This is a genomic window from Sorangium sp. So ce296 (assembly GCF_051529605.1).
In the GTDB taxonomy this organism is placed as follows: domain Bacteria; phylum Myxococcota_A; class Polyangia; order Polyangiales; family Polyangiaceae; genus Sorangium; species Sorangium cellulosum_D.
In genome coordinates this window covers 8,718,772-8,736,693 of sequence record NZ_CP150325.1, presented here as the reverse complement: position 1 = coordinate 8,736,693, position 17,922 = coordinate 8,718,772, and the positions used below count along the sequence as shown (strand labels likewise).

The window sequence follows — 17,922 nt, the reverse complement described above, 5'->3', positions numbered from 1 at the left end:
GCGCTACTGTTCAGGGGCATGAACGTGGTTCATGCGATCACCTGCTGCGCCGTCGTCGCGACCGCGACGGCGCCGGGTGCAGCACGCAAGGAGGGATCCATGCTGAAGATCCATCACCTCGGTCACTCCCAATCGGAGCGCATCCTCTGGCTTTGTGAAGAGCTCGGCGTTCCCTACGATCTCGAGAAGTACACGCGCGATCCCGTCACGCGCCTGTCGCCGCCGGAGCTGAAGGCGCTGCATCCGCTCGGCGCGGCCCCGCTCATCGAGGTCGACGGGATGCTGCTGGCCGAGTCGGCCGCGATCGTCGAATTCATCCTCGTCCGGTACGGTCGCGGCCGCCTGCGCCATGGGCCGGACCACCCCGATTTCGCTGCCTATCTCTACTGGTTCCATTTCTCCAACGGCAACCTGCAGCCGGCGATGCTCCGCTCGATGATGGTGGGACGGTGCGGGCTGGCGCCGGATCATCCGGTTCAGGCGTCGGTGCAGGGGCGACTCGACCAAGTGCTCGCGCTGATCGAAGCGCGACTGGGGCAGACCGACTATCTCGCGGGGAGCGAGCTCACCGCAGCCGACGTCATGAGCGTATTCTCGCTCACCACGATGCGGCTGTTCCATCCGGTGGATCTCGCGCCCTACCCCAGCATACGCGCCTATCTCCAGCGCATCGGCGCGCGGCCCGCCTACCGGCGGGCGATGGCCAAAGGCGACCCGGACCTGACTCCCGTGCTCACCTGAGCCCGGGTCGACGCCCGCTCACCGCGGATCCTCGCCTCAGGGCGCCTTCACCTCGACGGGGACGGCGGAGCTCGTCCCGGCGCCGTCGCCGAGCTGACCCAGGCTGCCCTTGCCCCAGCACAGGACCTGGCCAGGGCCCGTGGGGCCGCACGCCCCCTCGACGATCGCGCACGCGTGGAAGAAGCCGGCGCTCACCGCGACGACCTTGGCGAGCGCGGTGCCGTCGCCGAGCACGACGGGCTCCAGTCGCGCATTGTCGCCCATCATCGGCGTGCTGCGACCGAGCTGCCCTTGGTCGTTGCTGCCACGGCAGCGGAGCTGCCTCTGGTCGTCGACCGCGCAAACGAAGACGTAGCCGGTGGACATCGGCCCCCAGACACCCGGGATCGCAGCCGCCGTCCCGGGCGGGGGAGCCTCGGCGCCGTGCTGACCCGAGCTGTTGTTCGCCCCCCAGCAGAAGAGGCCTCCCACGTCGTCGCGCGCGCAGCCGAAGTTCGTGCCGTACGAGATCTCGGAGAGGGGCAGCGTCGCTCCCGCCTCGATGAGCGGCATGTGCGCGCTGTAGTTCACGCCGCCCTCGGAGCTGGAGGGGGTGTTCGTGAGGATATAACCGCCGCCCATGGCGCCCCAGCAACGCAGCCCGTCCTCCGCGACCCCCGTCGAGAAGCAGCTGCCTATCGAGCCGATGCCCCGCGCGAGGACGGCCCTCGGACCGGCCGTCGCGGTGAAGTTGAACGCCTTCACCGGGACGAGGCTCTCCTCGCCGCGCGCGTCCGGCCCGAGGCTCGAGAACAGGTTGGCCCCCCAGCAATAAATGTTGCTGGTCGAGGTGAGCGCGCACGCCGAGTACCACGCTGGCGCGATCTTGCGCACGAGCAACGGGGCCGTACCCTCCTCGACGATCGCCGGGGTGTCATGGGCCATCGCGTCCTTGGAGCCGTTGGCGAGGAGCCCGGTCTCGTTGTTTCCCCAGGCCCAGAGTCGGAGCTGGCTGTCGATCGCGAAGGTCGTCCGCTCGGTCAACGCGATCTGCGTGATCGTCGCCGCGCCGAGCGACGCGGGGAAGAGCACCCTCACCGGCGTGCTCGAGGAGACCGCCGTCGCCTGCGGGACACCCAGCTGGCCGAACGAGTTGTCCCCCCAGCAGTAGAGAGAGCCGTCATGCCGGATCGCGCACGTATGGCTGTCGCCCGCAGCCACCATGACGGCGTCGGCGAGCGTGGGGCTGTCTGGCGGGATCTGGCATCCAGGATCCCCACCGCCCCCACCGCCGGACGCGCCCTCGCCGCCTCCGCCGTCGCCCCCGCCGCCTCCGCCGGACGCGCCGTCGCCTCCGCCGGACGCGCCGTCGCCTCCGCCGCCCTGCGCATCCATCGGGCCGCCGCCGGTTCCGCCACCCGCGCCGCTGTCCGTGAAATGCCGGTCGGGAGCGGAGCATCCCGCCCCCGCAGCGAGGGTGGCGGCGATGACGAGAACGGAGCAGAAGTTCGGTCGCGTCTGGGTGTTCCTCTTCATCTCGAGCATCCGGCTACACCCCCAACGTCCCTTACGCAGCCTTACCGGACGGAGCACAAGAAGTCCAGTCGGGCTCGATCGCCGATGTCCCCGCGTTTCCGGAGGGCCTCAGGGGCGCTGCGGCGCACGCCTACCGAGCGTATGCCGTCCCCGTTGCCGACGGCGCCACGCGGCGCCTCCGCGCTCCCCCTGTCGAGCCCGACAGGCGGGCTTTACGCTCTGTCCTGTCGCCTGCTATGCGTGACGATCTGATGATGACGCGCTCGAACACGCGGCACCCGCGCCGGGGTCCGGCCGCGACGCCGGGCTCCGCGGCGGCGCCTCATGGCCGCGCGGCGCGCCGCTGGGTGGCCGCGGTCGCGTCGCTCGGGCTCGCGGCCTGCGAGAAGGCGCCGCTCGACGCCGTGGCGCCGGCGACGACGACGACGTTGACGCAGGACCTCGTGGCGTACTGGCCGTTCGACGAGGGCGAAGGGACGGTCGTGGCCGACCGGTCCGCCAACCGGCGCCACGGCGAGCTCACCGGCGGCACATGGGTGAAGGACGGCCGGTTCGGGCACGCGCTGCACTTCGACGAGGGCGAGTTCATGACGGTGGGCGATTTCCCGAACGCCACCTCGAGCTGGACCGTCTCGGCGTGGGTCCGCGTGCTGACCGACCAGCCCCCCGCCGGCGACACGCTGAGGGCCGTGATCAGCGCGGAGGACACCGGCGGATGGGAGCTCAGCATCGACTACGACGGCGAGGCGCCAGGCATGCGCTTCGGGTTCTGGAAGGGGCCCGAGATCACCGACGACCAAGCCATCGTATGTTCCTGCCTGGAGCTGCAGCGGTGGACGCACGCCGTCGGGGTCGTCGACGGCGAGGCGCTCACCATGAGCCTCTACGTCGACGGGCGGCTCCACAGCACCGTGCCCGTCGAGGAGACGATCTCGCCCGGCCCCACCAGCCTCTACGTCGGCCGATGGCCGCAGGAGGGCCGGCTCCTCGTCGGGGACGTCGACGACATCGCGATTTACAGCCGAGCGCTCGCCCCGGCGGAGGTCGCCGAGCTCTTCCAGCACGCCGTCCCGGCGGAGGTCGAGGCGGACATCTCGACGGGCACCACCTACACCCTGATCGGCGCCCAGAGCGGGCTCTGCGTGGACGTCGACGCCGCCGTCGTCACGGCCGACGATGTCGTCCTGCAGCTCTGGGATTGCAACGGCGGCATGAACCAGCAGTTCCGCTTCGAGGCGATGGACGGCGGGTATTACCGGATCCGCAACGTCCACAGCGACAAGTGCCTCGACGTCCGCAGCGCGTCGACCGCCGACGGCGCCGCCATCGTCCAGTTCACCTGCCACGAGAACCCCAACCAGCAATGGTCTGTCACCGAGGCAGGCGGCGGCGCCGTCCGCATCACGTCGCGCCTCAGCGGCAAGGTCATCGACGCTTACGGCTCCCCGCCCGCCAACGGCACCGCCCTCGTCCAGAGGGCCTCCAACGGCGGCGCCAGCCAGCAGTTCAAGCTGACCCCGCTCGAAGCTGGCACCGGCACCGGCGGCGCGGGCCCGTGACGCCGGCGCCTCTCCGCGGGCGGGTGGTGGCCGGATTTGAACATGAAGGCGGGAAGGCGGGAAGAAAAGATCAATGATATTCCCGCCTTCATGTGAAATCGCTCCGGGGCAAATCGGGCCACCCCCCGCAGGCGAGCAGCCAGCTCAGCGACATCGACCGCCGATGAACGTCGACCGCCACGCGCGCGGGGCGGCGCCGCTCGTCCTCCGGATCACAGCCACCCCACGAGGCTGAGGCTGCCGAGCAGCGCCGGGCGCGCGACGCGCGCCGCCTCGGTCTCGACGAAGCGGACCACCGGGTACGGGTGCGCGACGAGCGCGTGCGCCTCGACGACGACGTCGAGCCGCGGCACGATCCCGAGCTCGACGCCGGCGCCGGCGTCCGCGGCGAACGCCCATCGCGCGCTGTGCACCCCCCGGTACGGCCACGACGCCTCGCCGTCCACGGCCACGTGGAGCACCCCGAGGCCGGCCGAGAACCTCGGGCGCAAGCGGAGCTCGGGCCAGGGGAGCGCCGCGAGCTCGACGAGCCCGAACCGCTGCTGCACGGTCGCGCTGCCCTGCGGCCCGGCGACGCGCGGCGCCGTTCCGAGCCCGGCGAGCGAGAGGCGCGCCTCCATCGGCGCCAGCGGCGCGACGCGCAGGCGCGCCACCCCGAGCAGCGCCGGGCCGATGCCGCCCGGGCTCGCGAGCAGCCCGCCCCCAAGCTCGACGCCCCACATCGTCCGGCGCGGCGGGTCGAGCGGCGGCTCTGCCCGTCGAGGCGCCTGCCGGCTCGCCTCGCTCGGGGGCGGCGCGGCGGCGGGCGCCGCGGAGCGCCGCGAGGACATCCGGAGCTCGAGCAGGCTCGCGCGGAGCAGCTCGACGGCGCGCACCGCGAGCACCTCGGCGATGTGCTCCGGCGCCTCGCCGCGCGTGTCGATCCGGCGCACGAGCGTCTTGTCCGTCCGCGGGTCGACCACCCAGAGCTCGGCGGCCTGACCGTCCGGCGCCAGGAACAGCCCGATCAGGGCCGCGGAGCCGGCCAGCTGCTCGGCGTCGTCCATCGCCGGCCGCGGGGCGGAGGCCGACTGCGAGCCGAGGAGCTCCACGTCGAAGCCATCGGCGACGAGCTCCCCGTGGATGCGGATCAGCGCCTCGGAGATCGACGGGTCGGCGGCGCTGGGCCGCACGAGGACCACGCGCGCAGGCTCCGCCGACGCCGCGGGGCTCGCGGCGCAGAGGAGGAGCGCGAGGGCCCCGGAGAGCGCCTTCGCCCGCGCGAACCTCACGGCGTCCGAGCGAGGGTCCGCGCTGCCTGGGCGTAGGTCCCGCCGGGGAACCGGCGCAGGTACTCCCGGGCGACGATCTCGGCTTGCGCATCCCCGTGGAGCCGTCGCACGATCTCCATCTTGCGCCCGAGCGCCTCGGAGGCATAGGCCCCTTGCGGCGCTTCCTTGAGGTACGTCTCGAACCACGGGAGCGCCGCGGCGCCGCCCTCCTGGGTCTCGGCGAGGCGGCCGAGCAGGAAGGCCGCCTCCCGGGCGCGCTGGGTCGCGGGGAAGCGCCGGCGCTGCGCGAGCAGCGCCCGCCGCGCGACGTCGCCCCGCCGCGTGTAGCGCGCCGCGTCCGCGAGCGCCGAGAGCTCCGCGCTGCTGGACTCCGCGAGGGTCTGGTCGAGCCCGCGGCGCTGCGCCTCGCCGACGATGGCGTCGAGCTGCCCGGCCGCGAGCTGCCCGGCCCAGTCGCGCTTCGGCGCGGCGGCCGCCTCCGCGCGCGGGGCCGCGGGCGGCTCGGCCTCCGGCGGCGCGCCGGGGAGCTCGGCGCCGGCCGAGGGCGGCTCGGCCTCCGGCGGCGCGCCGGGGAGCTCGGCGCCGGCCGAGGGCGGCGGGGCGGAGCCCGGCGCCGCCTCCGCGCCCTTCTGCGCGCCGAGGTCGCGCAGGAGCACCTCGCCGGTGCGCAGCCGCACGGTGAGCCACTGCCCGGCGCGCATGGCGATCGGCTCGCCGGACGGCGGCCCGCTGACGGTGACGGCGCCGTGCTCGAGCCGCAGATCGAGGCGCTCGTCCTCCGGCGCCCAGGCGAGCGCGAAGGCCGTCCCGGTCACGGTCACCACGAACGGCCCCGCGTCGAACAGCCACCGCGTCTCCGAGCGGTGGACCACGTGCGCGCGGACCTCGCCCCGGTCGAGCGCGACCCGGGCGCCCTGCCCGGTCACCGACGCGACATGCGCGCGCGCGCCCTCGGCGAGCTCCACCTCGGTGCCGTCGGAGAACCGGAGCTTCGGCCGGCTCGCCGCGTCGGCCTGGAGCGAGCCGTCCTGCGAGGCGGCGCCCCCCTCCACCTCGTAGGACAGGAGCTCGGCGGGCGAGCTGCGTTGCCACCGCTCGAAGGCGACGAAGCCCGCGGCCGCCACGGCGATCGAGAGCGCGACCGCCGGCAAGGGCGAGCGCCGGAGCGCCCGGCGCGACGCCGTCCGCTCCGCGACGCGGAGCAGCCCTCGCGTCCGCTGCTGGTGGGACATCTCGCCGAGCGACCGGCGCGCGAGCCCGACGAGGAGCGCGGCGTTCGCGCTCAGCTCCGGCTCTCTCCCCTCGTCACGGTTCATCTCGCGCCGCCCCTTTCTTGCAGTAGCCGGCGAGGGACGCGTCGTGCTCCACGCGCGACGACACGAGGTCCGTGGCCCGGCTGAGCCGTCGCTTCACCGTGGCCAGCGACACACCGGCCGCCTCGGCGATCTCCGGCAGGCTCATGCCCTCCATGTGCCGGAGCACGAACACGGTCCGGTCGTCCGCGTTCAGCGTGTCGAGGATCGCGTAGAGGCGCCCGAGCGCCTCGCGCGCCTCGCTGTCCACCGGCTCCACCGCCTGCTCCGGGAGCTCCGCGCTGTCCGAGAGGTGGAGGATCCGCCGCACGCGCCTTCGCCGGAGCTCCCACTTGAGCATCCGGAGGGTGACCGACACGACGAAGCTCCCGAGCGCGTCCGGATCCCTCAGCTCGGGCACCTTGGAGAAGACGCTCGCGAACACGTCCTGGGTGAGGTCCTCGGCGTCGGCGCCCGGACCGAGCACCCGCGCCACGATCCGGAACACCTTCGGCGCGTGCCGGTTCCACACCGCCGCCGCCGCCCACGGCTCCCCCGCCACGAGCGCGCGCACCAGCGCGCCGTCGTCGAGGCCGCCGCGCTCGGCTTCCGGAGGAGCGATGGCAACGCTGGCTCTGCGCACGACGGCATCGCTCCGGGGGCTCATGATCCCCGCACGGCGGCCGCGCGGGGGAGCCACGGTATCGAGCCCATGTCTCCGTTGCAAGGAGCTCGTCGCACACGGCCAGAGGCCATCGCAGCGGTGTTCCCCGGTGAGGATTGCATGGCTGCCAGCCGCGGCGAAACCACCCCACGCCGGCAAGACCCCACGGGGTACGGTCGGCTCCCCGGCCGGGGTGGCGAAGCGCATGTCAGGCAGTAGCGCGGCGACGCCGAAACGGCTCACCGCGCGCGGGCAGGTGGATGAGCCGGCGGATTACGGTGAGCTCGCCCACGGGCGCGACGCGCAGGCGCACGCTTCGACAGGAAAACTTCACCTTGGCGATATTCGCTCACGTGGTGAGCCGGTCCGAGGGCGTTCCGCTACTGCATGGCGGGCGCTCCACTTACGCTTCCTGATCGCTTCGTCCTCCCGGTCGGTCCGCCGCCACGGGCGGGACGCCCGAGCCTGGCGGCTGGCGGCACGTCCCGAGATTCGATTCCTCATTTCTATCGATGGAACGCGGATTCGCCAGAGCGATCCCGGTCGTCCCTGCTTCGCCGTAAGCCCCGCTGGTGGGGCCTGCGCGATGATCCTCTGATCCTCTTGTGAAGAAAGCCTGTTGTTCGATGAGAGAACTTCAGCATGCCCGGAGCGGGCGAGGAGCGACAACGATGTCCAGGTCCTCACATCACGAGCAGGCGCGTCCTTTCCGAGGCTCTCGGTCGGCGATCCTGGCCGCGTTGCTCCTGGCGAGCGGCTGCATCGGAAACGTGGGTGGTGCTGGTTCCGGCGACGAGCCCGGCACCGATCCCGACGACGTCAAGGATCCCACCACCGGGGCCCCGCTCGCGTGCAAGGACGGCGCGGTGTACCCCGGGCGAGCGCCGCTGCGGCGGCTCACGCGCGTCGAGTACAACAACACCGTCCGCGATCTCCTGGGCGACACGACCAACCCCGCCTTTTCGCTGCCCAGCGAGGATGTCGGGAACGGCTTCGGCAACGACGCGGACACGCTGTCGGTCTCGAGCCTGCTGGCCGAGCAGCTGAGCACCGTCGCGGAGGGCGTCGCCCAGCGCGCGACCGCCACCCCGGAGGCGCTCGCGAAGCTCGCCCCTTGCGCGCGCAACGTGGCGGCGGCGGACGAGGAGGCGTGCGCGCGCACGATCATCGAGGGGTTCGCCCCGGTCGCGTACCGCAGGCCCCTCGCCGACGGCGAGGCGAACGAGCTCCTCGCGCTGTACCGAGTCGGCAGGACCGACGCGACGTTCGCCACCGGCGTCGCGACGGTGATCGAGGCGCTGCTGCAATCGCCGGACTTCCTCTACCGCATCGAGCGCGGCATGCCCGACCCGGAGCGCCCCGAGCTCCGCCGGCCCACGGGCGACGAGATGGCGACGCGGCTCTCGTACATGCTCTGGGGCACGACGCCCGACGAGCAGCTGCGCACGGCCGCGCAGGCGGGTGAGCTCTCGACGAAGGAAGGCGTGCGCAAGCACGCCGAGCGCATGCTCGAGGATCCCCGGTCCCGGCCCACCATCCGGTTCTTCTTCGACAACCTGCTCCCCATCAGCAGCCTCGCGGATCTCGAGCGGAATGCGGAGGCGTTCCCGACCTTCTCGCGCACCATCGGCTCGCTGATGCGCGAGGAGACACAGCGGCTCATCGAGCACGAGGTCTTCGAGGGGGGCGGGACATGGCCGTCCATCTTGACGGCGCCGTACTCGTTCATGAACGAGCAGCTCGCGGCGTTCTACGGCGTCTCCGGCGTGACGGGCGACGAGTTCCAGAAGGTGGAGCTCGACACGACCCAGCGCCTCGGGATCCTCACCCAGGCGGGCATGATGGCCGGGACGACGCACTCGAACAACACGAACCCCGTGACCCGCGGCTCGTTCGTGCTGCAGAAGCTGATGTGCATCATCATCCCGCTCCCCACCGGCGACATCCTGGAGCAGGTGAAGCCGCCGGATCCGTACTCCGGCAAGACGGCGCGGGAGCGCTTCAGCCAGCACAGCCAGGACAAGGCGTGCGCGGGGTGCCACCAGTTCATGGATCCGGTCGGCTTCGCGTTCGAGAACTACGACGCGGTCGGGCTGTACCGCACCACCGAGAACGACGTCGTGATCGATCCGAGCGGCACGGTCCCGGGGACGCTGGGGGACGTGAGCGGGCCGATCGAGCTGGTGCAGAAGCTCGCCGCTTCCGAAGACGTGCAGCACTGCTTCGCCAAGCGCTGGAGCGAGTTCGCCTACGGCCTCACCCTGCGCAACGAGGACAAGTGCACCGAAGAGGCTGTCACGACCGCCTTCAAGGCGTCCGGGTACAACGTGAAACAGCTCCTGATCGATCTCACGCAGACGGACGCTTTCCACTATTTGGCTTCGGGACAGGAGTGAAGGTCATGTCGAAATTTCGTTTGAGCCGACGTGCCATGCTGCGGGGCGCCGGCGCCATCGCGGTCTCGCTCCCCTGGCTGGAGATCATGGGCACCGAGCGCCCGGCGCACGCGGCCCCTGCCCCCGCCAAGCGTTTCCTCGCCGTCTACACGCCCGGCGGGACCGTGATGAACCGCTGGAGGCCGACCGGCTCGGAGACGAGCTTCACCCTGAGCCCCATCCTGGCGCCGCTCGCGCCGGTGCAGAACCGGCTGCTCGTCGTCGACGGCCTCGACATGAAGAGCGCGCGCGGCGAGCAGCACCAGGCCGGCATCATCGCATGGCTCACGGGCACGTCGCAGGAGGGCGCCAACAACGGCGGCTACGGGAAGGGGCCGTCCATCGATCAGGTGATCGCCGCCCGGATCTCCGCCGGTCAGAAGGCGAAGGCCAGCATCCAGATCGCGTTGCGCTGGGCCACGGGCAAGTCTCACGGCCTGCTGTCGCCGATGAACGCCGTGAATTTCGAGAACGACGCGCCGCACAAGCCGATCCCGCCGCGCCTCGATCCGGTGGAGATCTTCACCGAGCTCTTCGGCACGCTGAACCCGAACGACGGCAACGACGCTGCCCGTCGCCTCGCGCGGAAGCAATCGATCCTCGACTTCCTCGACCGGCGCTACGCCACCCTGTCCGGGCAGCTCGGCGCCGCCGACAAGCAGAAGATCGACCAGCACCTCACGAAGATCCGCGAGATCGAGCAGAGCCTCAGCAACATCCCGGTCGAGACGAGCGCGTGCAAGGTGCCGACGAGGGTCGACACGTCCGACTACAACCCGCGCACGGGGCTCAACTCGGCCGACGACGGCGCGATCAAGGACACCTCGACCGACGCGGCGATCCCCAAGGTCGGCAAGCTGTTGACGGACATGATGGTGATGGCGCTCGCCTGCGACATCACCGGGGTCGGCACCCTGCAGTGGAGCGACACCGAGGCGAAGCACACCTTCCCCTGGCTCAACCTGACCGAGCACCACCATTTCTACCAGCACGACGGCGGCTTCAGGCCGAACGAGTGCGAGGCCATCTGCACCTGGTACTCGAAGCAGCACCTCTACCTCTTGCAGGAGATGGAGAAGATCGACATGGGCGGGCACTCGCTGCTCGACGAGAGCGTCGTCTTCTTCGGCTCCGAGCTGTCGGATCCGCCGTCGCACAAGAAGAACGACATGCCGTTCCTGCTGGCCGGCGGCGGCGGCGGCCTGCGCACCGGGCGCTGGCTCCGGTACCCGAACCTCCCGCACAACAACCTGCTCGTCTCGATCTTGAACCTGTTCGGCGACACCCGGACCACGTTCGGCGACCCGCGGGACTGCACCGGGCCGCTCACCAACCTGACCTAGCCATTCGAACGATGCGCGGCGCACTCGCCGGACTGGTGTGAAATGAGAATCTCTCTGCTCGTGATCCCTGTGACGATGGTCCTCCTTGCCTGCGGCTCCGAGGCCGACCCGCCCGCGAACGACCCGGCGACTTCCAGCGCGACGGGCGCTGGGGGCTCGGGCGGGGGAGCCGCGACGGGCGCCAGCACGAGCGCCTCCAGCAGCGCGAGCTCCGGCGGGGCCGGCGGCAGCGGCGGGGCCGGCGGCAGCGGCGGAGCCGGCGGCAGCGGCGGGGCCGGCGGCAGCGGCGGCGAGGACCCGCGCGCCGCGGCCGCCAGCATCGACGGCTTTCGCTGGGAGCTGCCGTGCGACCAGGACCCAGGCAACCGTGACGAGTGCACGACGTCCGCGCGGGTCGACGAGACCAGGACGTTCGGCGGCTCGCCCGACACGACCTACCAGGTGACTGTCCGGCTGCGCGGCGTCGTCGAGCCGATGACGTACCAGGGCGGCACATCCGACGGCATGCACTTCCGCGTCGGCGGTTCGCCCAGCAACCCGACGTACAACATCTACAGCTTCGCTGTCTCCGATCCGCCCGAGGTCTACTATCTCAACGATAACCCCACCGTGGGCCACGACACGTTCATCATCGACCACACGAAGACGATCCCGATTCGGGGCGGAGCCACCGTGACGTTCGTCGGCGACGGTCAAAACGCCGTCGAGATCGCCAACTACAAGCACCTCGTCGTGGACGGCATCCCCCCGGCCCCCGAGCCTTTCATCGGTCAGTTCATCCAGCTCGACGTGCTGTCGGTCGAGGCGGCGCAGCCCTGACCGTGCGCCGCGCGGGATGAGCGCCTCGTAGCGGCCGTCTCACCGTACAACCACGCTGCACGCGCGGGTTGACCTAGAACACCTTGCGCGCTCCACCTCCCCTCCTGGAAAAGTAGCTGAGCCGCGCCGTCGCCCTCGGGGACGAGCTGGCGGCGCGGGTCGTTCGCGAGGCGATCGGTCGGCTGCTCGGGCTGCCGGCGGCACCGGAGCGGTGAGCAAGCTTGGACCGAACGTCGAGCTCGCCGCTCGCGTGGACTCGCTGCCGGGGCCTTGCCGCTGCTGTCCGACGACATGGAGCGTCCTCAGGCCGTAGGCTGAACCGGCATTTGACATGAGGCACAAAAAGTGCGATCCACGGATCCGCCTACAAAGACCGACAGACCCAACGAGCTCACTGGCTGTGTAACATTGGCTACACCCCGCTGAGGATCGTTCCCAGCCGAAGAATACAGGAAAGGCTTGCTGCAATGAGCAAACTGACCATCTGGACCTACGACTGGGTGCCTGGAATGCCTCGTGGTTTTGTGCGTGATCTAAGGCTGAGGTGGGCGTGTGAGGAGGCCGGTCTCCTCTACGAAGTCCAAACGATCCCGTTCGATGATCGCGAGACCAACCATCTCGCGCGCCAGCCATTTGGCCAGGTTCCGTTCCTGAGCGACGGAGAGCTGGAGATCTTCGAGAGCGGCGCGGGGCTGCTGCATCTGGCCCGGAAGAGCGACAAGCTGATGCCGCGCGATCCGGCTGGAGAAGCGGAGACGCTTCAATGGACGATCGCCGCGCTCAACTCGATTGAGATGGTCAGCGTACCGTGGTGGTTCCTGAAGATGTGCGGCGATGCGCAGAACAAACTTACCGGATGGATGGGCAAGCGCCTCGACCAGCTCGAAAAGGTACTGAGCGAGCGAGAGTGGCTCGCGGCCGGCCGCTTCACCGTCGCAGACCTGCTGATGGCGGATGTGCTACGGATCCCGGACGTCCGCTCTTTCGGGGATCGGCCGGCGACCGAGGCCTATGTGACTCGAGTCACCGATCGCCCCGCGTTCAAGAAAGCCCGGGCCGACCAGATCGCTCTTTTCGAGGCGGCCGACGCGAAGAGAACAGAAAAAGGGTCAGGCTGACGAGCGTCTTGGCCTCTATCATTCCGGCATCCGCGCTCTGATTGGACCAGCAGCTTCATGGGTGGAGCGAGAGCCTCCGCCTGCAGGCTGCCTGCGGAGGAGGGATGACGCTCTCACCGGAACGGCCACGGCTCGCCGACGCTCCGCGAGGCGATGCGGTAGTCGCCGGGCGCGCCCCACACCGCGGCTTCCCGGTCGGGCGCGCTCTGCCCCATCGCGAACGTGAACGACAGGACAGGCCGCTGCCCCGCGCGCGGCCGCCGCTGGGGCCCCGACCAGCGCACCTCCAGGTTCGTGGAGAGCGCCGCCTCCAGGGCGGCGACGGCCTCGTCGGCGTCGGTCGTCGTGACCCGGGTGCCGACGAAGAAGCCCGGGGTGTTCTGCTCCACGATGTAGAGGTGCTCGCGCAGCCACGTGGCCGCGTGCGCGCCCGAAGCCGGGGCGAACGGCGGCGCGTAGAAGACCTCGGCGACCGCGGCGCCGACCAGGCCGGCAACGCTGATGTGGTGCCACTGCAGGCGCTCCGGCTCGGGCGGCCAGGGCTCCGTCTCCAGCTCGATGGCGAGCGCCTCGAGGTACTGCGCCGGCCCGTCGAACGCCGGCGCGACGCCCGCGGCCTCGGTGTCGACCAGGTACACCGTGCCGCCCTCGCCGATCCAGAGTGAGGGGTATCCCTTCGCCACGACCGGCAGCAGCACCTTGCCCCCCGCGCGCGGCAGCCTCTCCGGCCCGAGCGGCCGCCCGCCTTCGAGCGCCTTCAGCGAGGCGAACACGCCGAGCCGCTTGTACCGCGGCAGCGGCGTGCCCCCGGCGAGGCCCTCGAGATCGAGCGCGGCCTCGTAGGTGGGCAGCCCGCGCGCTTCCAGCAGGGCCCGCAGCGCGTCGGGCGACGTGGTGTGCTCGGGGTCGCGGCAGAGGTCGAGTTCCTGGAAGACCTCGACCGCGTGCGGGCTCAGCCGCCTGCGTGCGCTGTCGGCGACCCGGATCGGACGGTCACTGTGCCGGCGTGCCTTGCTCATCTCGGTCGCTCCCGGCGGCGGTGCTCCCGCATGGCTGCGCCCATCGCGGCTCCCGTCAGGAGCTCGCCGGCGCTCCTGACGGGAGCCGCAGGGTCGCCTTCCCATCCTCGTAGGTGGTCCAGCTGAGCAGCCGTCCTTCGGCGGTCGTCTGGTACTGCTCGATCCGCCGCGAGCCGCGCGCACCGATGAGCCAGACGGTACCATCGTGGTGGTCGTCCTCGTCGCCGTACACAAAACGGACGGCATCGGGGGCGGCGCTCCACGAGCCCGTAGGAGGGAGGCTCGACTCCTCATCGGCGGACAGGCGCACCACCGTCGCCCCCACGCGGTGGACGCTCACGCGGGGCGATCCGACGACGTGGGCAGCCGACTCCAGGATCGCCGCGACGTGCTCGAGCGAGGGGGCGAGCACGAGGTCCGCGCGCGCCTCGTACACCTCCGGCTGCCGGTAGTGGCGCAGGAGCACGCCGCCCGAAGCGAAGTAGGCCTGATACGCGTCGGTCGCCTCGGAGACGACGGTGAGACCGAGTGACGCCGCGAGGGCGTCGCCCGTCGCGGGGCGGACCTTGAGCCGGTATGCGCGATGCGCTTCCGCGGCCGAGAGCAACGCGCGCTGCTCGATGTATTTCTCGATCGAGGCGCTCCTGACGTTAGGCTGGGTGATCACCTCTCCCGCCTCGTTCATGAACAGGCCGCAGACCCCCTCGCTGCCGATCGGCACCATCGTGCCGTCGAGGTCGAGCGGGTCGTTCTCGTCGCGCATCGGTTCGTCATCGTAGATCCCGAGGGTGTCCTCGCCCCACGACAGCCCGCCGTAGAGGTGCTCGAAATCGATGGCCGCAGCGAACAGCGGCCGATGGCACTCGGCCAGTCGGCGGGAGACGCTCTCGCGATCGCGTGCGATGTCGTCGCGCTCCGCGGAGAGGAGGACCTGCTGAGCGCGCGGAGAAAACAGGGGCAGAGGCAGGGGAGGTCGCATGGGCGGTCTGTCAGCGGAACACGGGCACGTTCTGGATTGTGAACACCTGGGCGATGTTGGGCATGGCCTGCGCGGCGGCCTGCGGCGTCATGACCCGGTTCGACAATCCCATATTGTTCAGGGTCGGACCGCAGAAGTCGCACGGCGACTTATTTCCCACCGCTCCCCGTGGCGTCCGCAGTTCCTCCATGGCGTCGCCAGGCAGCATCGCGGCGAAAGGGTCTTCGCCTGCGCACGCCCCGGCCTGGATGCGGAGCGCCATGGTTCAGACAGCCGGCTTCTTCCAGCGAAGCTTCGGCGGACAGCGCTTCGGGTTCGCCAGGTTCGCCAGCGCCTCACGGAGCGCGGGAGGCGGCGCGAAGCCTTGATCGAGAACGCTGGCCAGGCGGATCGTCTCGGCGTCGCTCGGCCTGAGCCGCTCGCCCATCGGCTTCTGCCGTCTGGCGCGGAGGCGCTCGATCGCCGGATGAACGAGCGGCTCCACCTCCTCACCACGGCGCGCCTCGATGGCTCGCCCCTGCTCGGCCTGCCGCACGACCCATCCGGCGAGCGCGGCGACCTCACGCAGGAGGTCGGCATTCTGGTTGGGCTCGAGCCCGAGCCGCTCCCGCAGCATCTCCAGCTCGGCGTCGAGCACGCTGTTGGTCAGGGCCTGGAAGCGGGACATGACGACCTCCGGACGAGTAAAATATTACTCGCCGAGGCAAGCGGCACGAGGAAGTTCGGAGAGTCTGCCGACGTGCGTCACCCTGCGGCATGATGGGCGTTGAAGCCGCCGCCCGCCGGCCGATGTTCAGGGGGTCGTGGGCGCGGGGGCCGCGGGCGCGGGGGCCGCAGCCGGCTTGCCGTTGGCCTCCACCGGCTTGCCGTTGGCCTGTCCGGCCTCGGCGGCCTTGCGGGCCTTGTCGCGCCGCGCCGCCGCGCGCCGGCGCCGCTCGTAGGCGCTCGTCACCTCGCGGGCGATCTCGGGGTGGCGCCGGAACAAGTGGGCCGCGGTCTTCCGGATGGCGCCCACCCGCTCGACCATGAGGCGCAGCAGCTGGTGCGGGTCGTGGTCGCGGCGGCCGAGGCGCCGGCTTCGGGGGCCGCCTCCAGCGCTCGCCTTGCAGGTCCTCCGCGAGCTTCCTGGCCTCGGCGACGAGGCGCACGTCGAACGCCTCGTCCGCCTCGACGAGGCGGTCCTTGAGCGACTCCGCGAGCCCCGCGTAGTCGCGGAGCGCCTGCGAGAGGGCGCTCGAGCGCTGGCCGTCCTGCGCGTGGAACTCCTTGATGCGCGCCAGCTGCGCGTCGGCGGGCTCGGCGACGTCGTCGTCGAGCAGGAACTCGAGCGCCGACTCGAGCTCATCGACGACGAACCGGGCGCGCTCGCTCTCCACTCTGGTCGGGTCTTGTCGGCAGAGCTCGGCCCGGGTACCCTGCTCCGGTGCACAGGGGATTCCACGCGACCGGAGCGGAGCTGATGACGACAGAGCGTTGGGCCTCGGTTGAAGACGTCGCCAGGCACCTTGGGGTGGCGAAGGACTCGGTCTACCGATGGATCGAGACCCGGAGCCTGCCGGCGCACAAATAGGACGCCTCTGGAAGTTCCAGCTTTCTGAGGTCGACGAGTGGGTGCGAGGGACCGAGGAATCGAGACGGAAGAGCAGCTCGACGCTGCGCTGGCTGGCCTGCGCGATGCGTGTGCGCACCTCATCGGTGCGCGCAAGAAGGCGGTGCTTTCGTGACGGACCGCATCGGCCTCGTGGAGCTCGCGAGACGGGAGAGCGAGCGGACGGAATGGAAAGAGAACGTCGCTGACGTCAACGACGTCGTCGAGACGCTCATTGCCTTCGCGAACGACCTCCAGAATCTGGGCGGCGGCTACGTGGTGTGCGGCGCGAAGGAGGAGAAGGACGAGAGCGGATTTCCCAAGCTCGTTCGCACGGGGCTGACCGCAGCGCGCTTGAAGGAGGTCGAGAACACCGTCCTGACTCGGTGCAGGGATCGCGTCTCTCCTCCTCTGGCGCCGTTGGTCGAGGAGCTCGAGTCGGACGATCCGCAGCGGCGGATCCTGGTCTTCCTCCAACCTGCCACGGGCTCCGCGCACACGTTTCGCCGAAGCAACGAGGGGGCGAAGCACTTCGTGCGGGTGAGCCGCTCCACCATCGAGGCGCGGAACGGGCTCCTCAAGGACCTGCTCGTTCGCAAGGGGGCTCTGGAGCCCTGGGATCGGAGGCCGTGCAACGCCGCGACCGTGAACGACATCGACCTCCTCGCGCTGAGGGACGCGCTGCAGCGCATGGGGGTCTTCACGCCCGACCGCGGTGTCGAGCCCTACCTGGTCGACGGGGTCCAGCTCTCGCCGTTCGTGCCGTCGCTGTGCGTGGCCGAGCCGCTCTCCGGCGTGCTGCGTCCGAGGAACTTCGCCGTGTTGCTCTTCGGACGAGAGCCCCAGCGCTTCATCCCGGGCGCGTTCTCGATCTTCTCCGCGTACCCGGGGCTCGATCGCACCGCTCCCGTCGCTCGGCGCGTCGAGATCCCCGGGACGCTGCTCGATCAGGCGCGCCGCCTTCAGGAGCTCCTCGACGCCGAAGCCGTGACGCTGTTCGACAAGACCGACCTCGAGGCGCCGAATGCGCAGAAGTATCCACAGCGAGCTCTCCAGGAGGCCATGGTCAATGCGCTCGCGCATCGAGACTATGAGCTCGTCGATCCTGGCCGCTTCACCTCGTACCGTGATCGCATCGAGCTCGTCTCACCGGGGCCGCTCCCCGTCGGTGTGACGCTGGAGAACCTCCGCACGGGCTCGGTCACGCCCCGCTGGCGAAACCAAGCGCTCGCCTGGTTCCTCTCTCGCCTCCAGCTCGCCCAGGCGGAGGGACAAGGTATCCAGACCATCCGCAGCACGATGAAAGCAGCGGGCTGTCCCCCGCCCATCTTCGATGCCACGGAGGTCTCCGTGACTTGCGTCCTCTGGGCCCATCCCCGCTTCGAGTCGGCGATGCGAGGGAAGACCATGTCGAGAGGCGGAGCCGCGAAGCCCGCTGCTTCGAAGAAGACAAAGCCGAAGGCAAAGACGGTCAAGTCGACGTCGAAACCCGCAGCGAAGCCCAGGAAGACGGGCACGAAGGCGACGCAGAAGAGCAGCAAGAAGGGGGTGCGTCGTGGCTAAGGACACACGCAACGCC

17 protein-coding genes and 1 pseudogene are annotated in these 17,922 nt (G+C 70.6%); 9 read left to right on the top strand and 9 right to left on the bottom strand.

The features are described 5' to 3' along the window. Positions 1 to 99: 99 nt before the first annotated feature. Positions 100 to 741 carry a glutathione S-transferase family protein gene (locus WME98_RS32255; protein WP_437945530.1) on the top strand — a complete coding sequence of 214 codons (642 nt, stop codon included), beginning with the start codon at positions 100 to 102 and terminating at the stop codon, positions 739 to 741. Between the two features lie 36 nt (positions 742 to 777). Here the strand turns inward: WME98_RS32255 and WME98_RS32250 are convergent, their stop codons facing one another. Further along, complete coding sequence (locus tag WME98_RS32250) at positions 778 to 2,256, bottom strand: RCC1 domain-containing protein (RefSeq protein WP_437945529.1); 1,479 nt, start codon at positions 2,254 to 2,256, stop codon at positions 778 to 780. Between the two features lie 236 nt (positions 2,257 to 2,492). Here WME98_RS32250 and WME98_RS32245 point away from each other — a divergent pair, with 236 nt between their 5' ends. Beyond that, positions 2,493 to 3,815: an RICIN domain-containing protein gene (locus WME98_RS32245; protein WP_437945528.1), complete on the top strand. Its 1,323-nt coding sequence runs from the start codon at positions 2,493 to 2,495 to the stop codon at positions 3,813 to 3,815. A gap of 212 nt (positions 3,816 to 4,027) precedes the next feature. Here WME98_RS32245 and WME98_RS32240 read toward each other — a convergent pair whose 3' ends face one another. From WME98_RS32240 to WME98_RS32230, 3 genes are read right to left on the bottom strand one after another with little or no spacing between them, the layout of a single operon-like run. Then, positions 4,028 to 5,086: a hypothetical protein gene (locus tag WME98_RS32240; RefSeq protein WP_437945527.1), complete on the bottom strand. Its 1,059-nt coding sequence runs from the start codon at positions 5,084 to 5,086 to the stop codon at positions 4,028 to 4,030. Continuing rightward, complete coding sequence (locus WME98_RS32235; RefSeq protein WP_437945526.1) at positions 5,083 to 6,402, bottom strand: FecR domain-containing protein; 1,320 nt, start codon at positions 6,400 to 6,402, stop codon at positions 5,083 to 5,085. The genes WME98_RS32240 and WME98_RS32235 overlap by 4 nt, the downstream gene beginning before the upstream one ends. Beyond that, positions 6,392 to 7,021 carry an RNA polymerase sigma factor gene (locus WME98_RS32230; RefSeq protein ID WP_437945525.1) on the bottom strand — a complete coding sequence of 210 codons (630 nt, stop codon included), beginning with the start codon at positions 7,019 to 7,021 and terminating at the stop codon, positions 6,392 to 6,394. Before WME98_RS32230 ends, WME98_RS32235 begins: the two co-directional genes overlap by 11 nt. A 692-nt stretch (positions 7,022 to 7,713) precedes the next feature. On the opposite strand from WME98_RS32230, the gene WME98_RS32225 reads away from it, so the two are divergent. The 4 genes from WME98_RS32225 to WME98_RS32210 all read left to right on the top strand — a co-directional run bounded on the left by WME98_RS32225 (position 7,714) and on the right by WME98_RS32210 (position 12,757). Next, on the top strand, positions 7,714 to 9,438 hold the full coding sequence (locus WME98_RS32225; RefSeq protein ID WP_437945524.1) for a DUF1592 domain-containing protein: 1,725 nt from the start codon (positions 7,714 to 7,716) through the stop codon (positions 9,436 to 9,438). Positions 9,439 to 9,473: 35 nt separating this feature from the next. Beyond that, positions 9,474 to 10,820 (top strand): DUF1552 domain-containing protein, encoded by a 1,347-nt coding sequence (locus WME98_RS32220; RefSeq protein ID WP_437954044.1) that lies wholly within the window; start codon positions 9,474 to 9,476, stop codon positions 10,818 to 10,820. Between the two features lie 60 nt (positions 10,821 to 10,880). Further along, positions 10,881 to 11,639 carry a hypothetical protein gene (locus tag WME98_RS32215; RefSeq protein ID WP_437945523.1) on the top strand — a complete coding sequence of 253 codons (759 nt, stop codon included), beginning with the start codon at positions 10,881 to 10,883 and terminating at the stop codon, positions 11,637 to 11,639. A gap of 467 nt (positions 11,640 to 12,106) precedes the next feature. Beyond that, the gene (locus WME98_RS32210; protein ID WP_437945522.1) at positions 12,107 to 12,757 is read left to right on the top strand and encodes a glutathione S-transferase family protein; all 651 of its coding nucleotides are present in this window, start codon (positions 12,107 to 12,109) and stop codon (positions 12,755 to 12,757) included. A gap of 113 nt (positions 12,758 to 12,870) precedes the next feature. On the opposite strand, the gene WME98_RS32205 is transcribed toward WME98_RS32210, so the two are convergent. The 5 genes from WME98_RS32205 to WME98_RS32185 all read right to left on the bottom strand — a co-directional run bounded on the left by WME98_RS32205 (position 12,871) and on the right by WME98_RS32185 (position 15,782). Continuing rightward, positions 12,871 to 13,776 (bottom strand): hypothetical protein, encoded by a 906-nt coding sequence (locus tag WME98_RS32205; RefSeq protein WP_437945521.1) that lies wholly within the window; start codon positions 13,774 to 13,776, stop codon positions 12,871 to 12,873. A 55-nt stretch (positions 13,777 to 13,831) separates the two neighbouring features. After that, positions 13,832 to 14,755: a hypothetical protein gene (locus WME98_RS32200; protein ID WP_437945520.1), complete on the bottom strand. Its 924-nt coding sequence runs from the start codon at positions 14,753 to 14,755 to the stop codon at positions 13,832 to 13,834. Positions 14,756 to 14,765: 10 nt separating this feature from the next. Beyond that, on the bottom strand, positions 14,766 to 15,017 hold the full coding sequence (locus WME98_RS32195; protein ID WP_437945519.1) for a hypothetical protein: 252 nt from the start codon (positions 15,015 to 15,017) through the stop codon (positions 14,766 to 14,768). Between the two features lie 3 nt (positions 15,018 to 15,020). Next, the gene (locus WME98_RS32190; protein ID WP_437945518.1) at positions 15,021 to 15,422 is read right to left on the bottom strand and encodes a hypothetical protein; all 402 of its coding nucleotides are present in this window, start codon (positions 15,420 to 15,422) and stop codon (positions 15,021 to 15,023) included. A 126-nt stretch (positions 15,423 to 15,548) separates the two neighbouring features. Continuing rightward, positions 15,549 to 15,782 (bottom strand): hypothetical protein, encoded by a 234-nt coding sequence (locus WME98_RS32185; protein ID WP_437945517.1) that lies wholly within the window; start codon positions 15,780 to 15,782, stop codon positions 15,549 to 15,551. Between the two features lie 76 nt (positions 15,783 to 15,858). On the opposite strand from WME98_RS32185, the gene WME98_RS32180 reads away from it, so the two are divergent. The 3 genes and pseudogenes from WME98_RS32180 (at position 15,859) to WME98_RS32170 (ending at position 17,906) form a co-directional block, all read left to right on the top strand. Further along, on the top strand, positions 15,859 to 16,215 hold the full coding sequence (locus WME98_RS32180) for a hypothetical protein (RefSeq protein WP_437945516.1): 357 nt from the start codon (positions 15,859 to 15,861) through the stop codon (positions 16,213 to 16,215). Beyond that, positions 16,215 to 16,375: pseudogene (locus WME98_RS32175) on the top strand (helix-turn-helix domain-containing protein); the annotation flags it as partial. The gene WME98_RS32180 and the pseudogene WME98_RS32175, both read left to right, overlap by 1 nt. A 100-nt stretch (positions 16,376 to 16,475) precedes the next feature. Then, the gene (locus WME98_RS32170; RefSeq protein ID WP_437945515.1) at positions 16,476 to 17,906 is read left to right on the top strand and encodes an ATP-binding protein; all 1,431 of its coding nucleotides are present in this window, start codon (positions 16,476 to 16,478) and stop codon (positions 17,904 to 17,906) included. Positions 17,907 to 17,922 lie beyond the last annotated feature (16 nt).